Origin of the sequence: Scandinavium sp., assembly GCF_036271055.1 — a bacterium.
GTDB lineage: Bacteria > Pseudomonadota > Gammaproteobacteria > Enterobacterales > Enterobacteriaceae > Scandinavium.
The window spans coordinates 1-6,986 of sequence record NZ_DATBBJ010000067.1; the positions used below are offsets into that span (position 1 = coordinate 1).

At 51.2% G+C, this 6,986-nt stretch carries 5 protein-coding genes and 1 pseudogene; all 6 read right to left on the reverse strand.

Translation table 11 applies throughout. From position 1 onward, the window contains the following. Positions 1-391: 391 nt before the first annotated feature. Positions 392-2,503, reverse strand: a complete 2,112-nt coding sequence (locus tag VH187_RS12240) for a bifunctional DNA primase/polymerase (protein WP_329701729.1) — start codon at positions 2,501-2,503, stop codon at positions 392-394. Next, on the reverse strand, positions 2,500-5,016 hold the full coding sequence (locus tag VH187_RS12245; protein ID WP_329701730.1) for a DNA polymerase: 2,517 nt from the start codon (positions 5,014-5,016) through the stop codon (positions 2,500-2,502). Before VH187_RS12245 ends, VH187_RS12240 begins: the two co-directional genes overlap by 4 nt. Further along, positions 5,016-5,831: a hypothetical protein gene (locus VH187_RS12250; RefSeq protein ID WP_329701731.1), complete on the reverse strand. Its 816-nt coding sequence runs from the start codon at positions 5,829-5,831 to the stop codon at positions 5,016-5,018. The genes VH187_RS12245 and VH187_RS12250 overlap by 1 nt, the downstream gene beginning before the upstream one ends. Then, on the reverse strand, positions 5,788-6,141 hold the full coding sequence (locus VH187_RS23485; protein ID WP_414713939.1) for a DUF3310 domain-containing protein: 354 nt from the start codon (positions 6,139-6,141) through the stop codon (positions 5,788-5,790). The genes VH187_RS12250 and VH187_RS23485 overlap by 44 nt, the downstream gene beginning before the upstream one ends. Next, a complete protein-coding gene (gene queC, locus VH187_RS12255) occupies positions 6,035-6,742 on the reverse strand; it encodes a 7-cyano-7-deazaguanine synthase QueC (RefSeq protein ID WP_329701732.1) in 708 nt (235 codons plus the stop codon). Before queC ends, VH187_RS23485 begins: the two co-directional genes overlap by 107 nt. A gap of 32 nt (positions 6,743-6,774) precedes the next feature. Then, positions 6,775-6,986 (reverse strand): annotated as a pseudogene (locus VH187_RS12260) (hypothetical protein); the annotation flags it as partial.

The following is a 6,986-nucleotide window of genomic DNA, read 5'->3' on the forward strand; positions in this document are numbered from 1 at the left end:
GGTTCCCCGTTGATGCGTGCTCCACCAACTTTGGGTATCATTTCAACTGAGCTAGGATGCCACTCCTCGCGCGAGTCAAGTATCAACAGCGGTGTGATCATTTGTTCCCCCATTCGAGACAGGATCTATTCCCCTGTGCTCGCACCATGTTTCGAATTCCCGAATGCTCATGCCATATCTTACTAGCACTTCATCAAGTGCGCTTAGAGTTACACCCCTCCTGGTACCCCAACTGCTAATCTTCCTTTTGTGGTAATCCTCTATTGGGTACTTGTTGAGGTAGATTACTTGTCTGCCCTTCTTGAAATGCTCTACTATACGATTTTCATCTAGAAAATCGTGTACTGCCTTTGAATTGTAGTTGAGTTCCTTCTTTCTGCCCATCTTGACCTTACTGCTTTTGAATGGCGACGTATACTGTCTCGCGCTTGCGCTTACCAGGCAGTCTGGAACTTGTCTCGTTGATGAGGCCTCGCTCAAGCAACTTCTTTGTGGCAACATCGATCTGCGCCTTGGTGTAGTTGCTCTGCAAGATGTCCCGGACAATCTCAGTACGTGTGAGACCTGAGGCATGTTCGACAAGCGCAAGGTAAATCCTGTCAGCAACCTTATCGCCAGTGGATTGACCAAACAAATGAACCAGTGTCTCCTCGTTGTAGTCGATGAGTGACATTGCTGCATCAAGGTGGTGAACGTCGATTCGCTTCTTGAAGTCGAGTGCCGCAAAGATCATGGCAATTCGCCTGGCATAGCTGCGCCGGCGTCCCATCGCTGTTTCGAGGTGTCCTGAATACTTGTCCTTTGACAGTTCCTCATACAGCTCTTCCCAATACTCAGCACCGTCACGAGTGAACCCAACTTCAAGTGGCTTCTTGCGCGTGTCAAACCGGTCAGCTAATACAGTGACGGCATCGATTATGTCTGTGGCGATAGGATCAAGCGCTTCCTCAGGAATCTTGTGACCAATGGGTTCAAGGTGAGTTCGCTTTGCCCATACCCATATGAAGCGGTTGCCAAAACCGTTCATCAACCAGTCGTAGGACATTTGTTCCTGCACAACTACCATGGGCGCGTGCATCACTACTGAGATGCGCGCATCCTTGACGTGTCTACTTTGGATGGTGAGCTTACTGGCGAATCCGCGGTCCCACAGATCGATCAGTGTTTCCATGGTAGTGTTACCCTGTCGCTGCAACACTTTGATCAACCGGCCTAGTTCAGGTTCGAAGATCATGAGGCGCTTATCCGCATGACCAGCGTTGTAGGTATGCGCAACCTTCTTGCCCTGAATAGTGGAGGTTTCACCAGTCATTGTCGCATCGGCAATTGCTTCGATGAGCCCTTCACCTGATGCTAGGCCACTGGTGATCTTATCAACCCATCCTTCATCGACCAACTCCATGAGTTCCTCACAACGCGACTCGCTTTGACCCTTAGCACCTTCGCTGGTCGGGCCAACGACGAGCGTGTAGAGTAACGGTGGGTGCCAAGTCTTGCCAACGCTGAAGCCCAAGTATGGGCTCATCATGTTGCCAATCATCGTCAGTGAAGTTGCCAGGATAGCCATATGGTGAGCTTCACTGTACTTATTCGTCAACTTGATGAACTCACCCAGTATGCCGTATGGTGCATCCTTCGCCTTGGGCTCGATTGCCCTTTTACCACTGTTGATGCGCAACTTCATATCCAGGAAGTGCATTGCTTCCTGAGGGTACTTTGCTACGCTCTGAGCAATGAGTGGTACATCGTACTCGGCGAACGTCTTACCAGTCTTATTGTCAATGTCGTGGTAACCTTCAATCAGGCCATGTTCACCTAGGCCATCGATGATGGCATGAATGTGCTGCTCAGTTGCACCGTGCCGACGAAACAAGCCAGCCAGCTGAGTGCACTTGTCGTTGCGCTCACCCAGCATAATCGTGTCGGCGAACTGAATGCCCTCGTCGCTGTGAATGCGATCACCGAGTACTGAGAAGATCCACTTGTAGGGCAACGGTGCTAGTTCAAGTGGTGATCCCTGCACTACCTTATAGGTGCTGTCCGTGATTGAAGGCGGTACAACTACCTGTCCTGACTTCTTTAGTTCAAGCCCAGGACCGATCTTCTGTGGTAGCATGCTTCGGTCCAAGTCAGCTGGTACACGATAGTAGAAGTGTGAGCCTCCACCACCAGAGCGGACAGTGTACGTCGAAGGAAGGTCACCATGTTCCTCCTGTAGTTCCTGTAGTGTCTTGTCACCTCCGTTACGTGGGTCAATGTCCATGACAGCCAAACCGCTGAGTTGAAGCGCAATGCCAATGTTGTAATCCTTACCACCCCATTGGTCACGAATCTCATCAGCCTTGGTTGTGGCCCTACGTTGCCAGTTTTTGAAAACAGGCTTCTTTTCACCTTCACGCAGGCAGACAACGAACATCCGGTTAGCGGCATAGGCGAGTGCCGCGTCCCGCAGGTTTGTTCCTGGTTCAAGGAACGAAAGTAGTGCTGTTTTCTCTTCAATCACTTGAGTCCTGACCAGTTATTAGCCTCGTGAATTTCTGCCTTGAAGGGCACCAGTGTGTCAAGTGGAACGTTCTCCTGCATCTCGTAAAGCATAATTTTCTTTACTCTTCTTGCTACCTTCTTTTTGCACTCAACCATTACCGAATCGTGAATGGTTAGGATTACACGAGCAACCACTTCACCGTACTGTTCATTCAGCAGAAGTAGTTGCTCGTGTATTCGAATGAGTGCTGACAGTGTTATGTCTGAGGCGGTTGATTGGATGGGGGTGTTGACGGATTGTCTCTTGACCAGTCCATTATCGTTCCTGGGAATAAATGGGAACCTTCGCTTTCTGCCAAAGGGTGTCTCAACGAAGTGGCGAACGTGGGCCACTCGATGCTGTTCGTCGATCCATGACTTGAATCCTTTGTACTGGTCAAAGAAGTTCCTAAAGTACTGCTTCGCTTCCTCAAGCGTCCAACGAGTACCACCATATTCTCGTTCAATGTAATCCATCTCGGGACCAAGTGCAAGTGACTCAGCTCCTCTGCCGTACATTGCACCGAACACAGTGTTCTTTGCCAACCACCGTTGGTATGGCGTAACTTCCTCTTTCGGTTTATGGTAAAGCGCGCCTGCCACGTCCTGGTGGAGGTCTCGGTCTTCGAGGTAGACCTGCAACCAGTCGGGGTCCTTAGACAGGTGAGCCGCAACTCTGAGTTCCAGCTGTGAATAATCAGCTTCCAGGAGGAGCCACTCTTCGCTAGTAGCAATAAAGCACGCCCGTATGTCAATCTCAATGTGGGACACCTCCGGCACGTTCTGCAAGTTAGGGTTACGGGAACTCAGTCGTCCTGTTTCAGTACCGTTCAGCAGCAAGTCAGAGCGTATTCGACCATCGCTCGATAGGCGTTTGCTCAGGCCATCGACGTAAGTACCGATGGTCTTCTTCGCCGTACGGTACGCCATCACGTCACCCATGAACGGGGAATACTGCGGGAACTTGTCACGTAGGATTCGCATGACTGGGGTAGATGTAGGACCCTCTTGCAACCTGCCGCGTCGTGGCGTCTTGGTTGGTGGCAACTTGAGGTGGTCATACATCAGTACTTTCATCTGCTTAGATGAATTGGGATTGAAATTCTCCCAACCCTCGAAACCAAAGTCATGCACGTGTTCTCGAATCTTCAACAGCATGCCTTCTTCGCGTTCACCCAGTTGAGCCTTGAGTCGTTGCAACTCATCGACATCTAGGCGAATGCCAACTGTCTCAACGTCTGCCAATGCGATAGTACCAGGTATGAGCAGCTTGTTGTAAACGTCGAGCAGACCTTCTGATTCTTCAGCGACTTCATCATAAAGGATGGGATAGGCCCGGTCAGTGTAGTAGACATCAGCTGCGCAGTACTTGTACATCTCTCTGCGCATCTTGGCACGAACCTTACGGTCAGTCTCCTTAGCGTATGCCTTCAACCACTTGCCCATCTCGATGTTATAGTCAGGCGCGTCGAAACGGTACCGGGCGATAGCATCGAGATTGTGCGCCTCTGCTCTACCGATTGGGCGCTCATCGAGGAGGTAGTTGAGCAGCATGGTATCTTCAACTGACCATGGCTCGTATGGCAGATCGTTTCCCTCAAGGCCACGCTTCATCCACTTGAGATCGAACTTCGCATTGTGAAATACTGTGGCCTGGTCGTGGGACAACTGTTTGCCAACTAACTTCCACGTGTTCCGATCATTCAGTATTTTCTCGGTAAGCACGAACGCTGTACCAAGGTACGGGTCATCCTCATCTACCCAGCTATAACCAAGTGCGAGCCAGTTGCTGTCGATGACTGACAAGCCTGTTGTCTCAAAGTCAGCTGAGACATGCTGTGCATCCTCAAGCATCCAAGCGAACAACTCACGTACTTCACTAATCGTCTTGGGAATGTGAACTTCGATTGCTGGATACCTGTCAGGGCCTTTGGTTGTGAAGAACTTACGGATGTCCCGGTCGAAGTCGCGGAACAACCCTGCGCTGCGCGATGACGTAGCATCAGCGAGTACAACAACCGGTGCATACGTCATGAGTACTTTCATTCCATAGGCGTGCTTCCATCGTCCATGCTGCTTAGAGGTTCGTGCAACCTTCGGTAGTGATAGCAATTGAGAGTAGCCGATTGGACCAAGGCAAAGTACTTTTCGAACTCCGACTGAACGTAACTCCTCGACCAGTCTTGGACGGCACTGTTCCATGGCGGGACGTATGATTGTTTCTCGCTTGACTGCGCCAGGACGACAATTGAGAGCTGACGTAATATAGACATCGTCCGTTCCAAGTCCGAGTGGCTTGAGTATTGCTTTGATAAGTCGGCCGGTGTCACCTTCACCGAGTCGTCCCTTATTTGCTTCAAGCTTGGTTGGATAGTCAATAACAATCGCATGTTCATACTTTCGACCGGTTGGGCGTTGACAGGCGGACTTCTCCTTGTTAGGGCATTGCGCACAGATGCTGCGGAAGTTAGTGAGTGGTGCTGTGATTGCCACTAGAACTTGAAGTATTCCTTGAGGAAGTCGATATTGCCGTGTGCAAGTATCAGTTGAGCCTCATTGAACTGTAAGTCTAAGTACTCAGGAGGTCGCTTCGGTAACATGGTACCGTTGTTAGTCATCACATGATTAGCAGCAGCGCACACAAACGGCAATGCTGTGTCGAGTGACCTGATGTATGGATGTTCGACAACTACCTTACGCGTACGGTTGAGCTCCTTGGGCAAGCCTAGGCAGTGCACTTGTAGGTGAAACTCACGTACAAGTTCACGCACTACTTCACGGAACAACATCAACCAGCCGCCATGCAACTTGTCCATGTTCTTCGATACGCCTAGCGTGATGTAGCCGCGTAGGTAAGGTACACCGTAGTTCCATGCGCTTACCATGTCCGCTGCATGGTCTGCATAGTCGTCGATCTGTTCGAACTCAGGATCAACTTGTGGCACAATCATGATGCGTGGCTTACCGGCGTGCATCCATGCTGCTTGTCCCACATGTGAATCCAACCAGGCGATTGCCTCAAGCGACTTGCCGTATGTCTCATGGCGATTCATGATGGTGTCAGGGGCAACGATCTCCTGACATTGCATGTAGTTGCTTATCGCCATAAGCATTGGCATTGACACCACTGATGAACCCTTTTCGAACGCTGAGTTGTCGAGGATCAGGTAATCGCCCAGCATTCTGCGTTGACGGTAGTACTCAATGTACTTCGGGTTACGGCAAAGGTGCGCCAGTAGCATGCACGAGCCACTGGTTGCGAAGTCATGCAGATGTGGAACTGGTGGTATCAGCGCTAGTTCGGTCATCGATCCTCATTATCTCTCGGTCAAGGTACCAGCGTGCCTTTTTGAGGTCATCGAGGAGTGGGGCACTGTCCTTCTTGCCTGCCCTGGCAATGTACTTGACACAATTGCCAAGGCAGAATCCAAGGTCCCATGCCTCGATGACTTTGATGGCCTCATAGGTGGCGTCCTTGCCACCATAGTAGGCCGGATGGTTGATGTGGGCGTCAGGTGCCGACAACAGTTTGAAACTCGTCCCAGCCGTTTGCGCGAGTGACACACGCAGGGCATTCTCCACATCCTGCTCCCCAATCGTGCCATTCCCGTGACCCACGGTAACAAGTGTGTGTTTCACGAACGACGAGATCGAGGTAACCCAGCTCATCTGCAATCTGGAAGGTCTCGGCCTTTGACTTGAGGGTAAGCGGGGTGATGATGGTAACTCTGATTTCGTCAAGTGCATTGATCAGCGCTTCCTCCATCGACGAGTAGAATTCAGGGCGACAATCAGGGTAACCTTCATAGTCAGCAAGGCACCCACCTGTCATCAGGTTGTAACAGTCGAACATGGCACCCCATGCGGCTGCCACAGCGAGGAACAACACGTTGCGACCGGGTATAACAGTTGATGGCAAGCCATGCGCTTCTGCGTACTTGTTACCTGAACCAGTTGCATCGGTGCTGATACCGATGTTCGCATTGGTCAATGCCCCACCCCCCAGATCGTTGAGCACTCCCAAGTGGAACACGCGACGCCGTTCTGAAACGCCTAGCAGGTTGCAAATGCGCTCCGCCTGGTCGAGCTCAACGACATGGGTTTGGTGGTAGAAAAAGCCGACAGGGTACACGTTCTCCTTGCCGAACTGGTCAATAGCCAGCAACAGGCAGGTGGTCGAGTCCTGCCCGCCGGAATGAAGAACAACGCACTTTTCCATTTTGCTATCTCCGCAGATGTTGAGGGTTGTTACTACTTGCCTGGTGTGCCGAGTGAGTACCACCCAGCGTTGCGCTTGCCCTTCTCTGCACCGGCCCATCCAGCGTTCTCAGCGGTTTGCCAAGTGTGGAATACTTCGCCATCCTTCGCCTCGACGAACACTTCAATGGCACCGTTCTTCTTGACTACTGCGTTCAACATGCTGAAATCAGTTCCTTTAGGTAGTGGTGTCGGCGGCACTCCCA

Bases quoted from the DNA above. Each gene is read 5' to 3' on its own strand.
- VH187_RS12250 (WP_329701731.1), bottom strand. From the start codon at position 5,831: ATGACCGAACTAGCGCTGATACCACCAGTTCCACATCTGCATGACTTC.
- queC (WP_329701732.1), bottom strand. From the start codon at position 6,742: ATGGAAAAGTGCGTTGTTCTTCATTCCGGCGGGCAGGACTCGACCACC.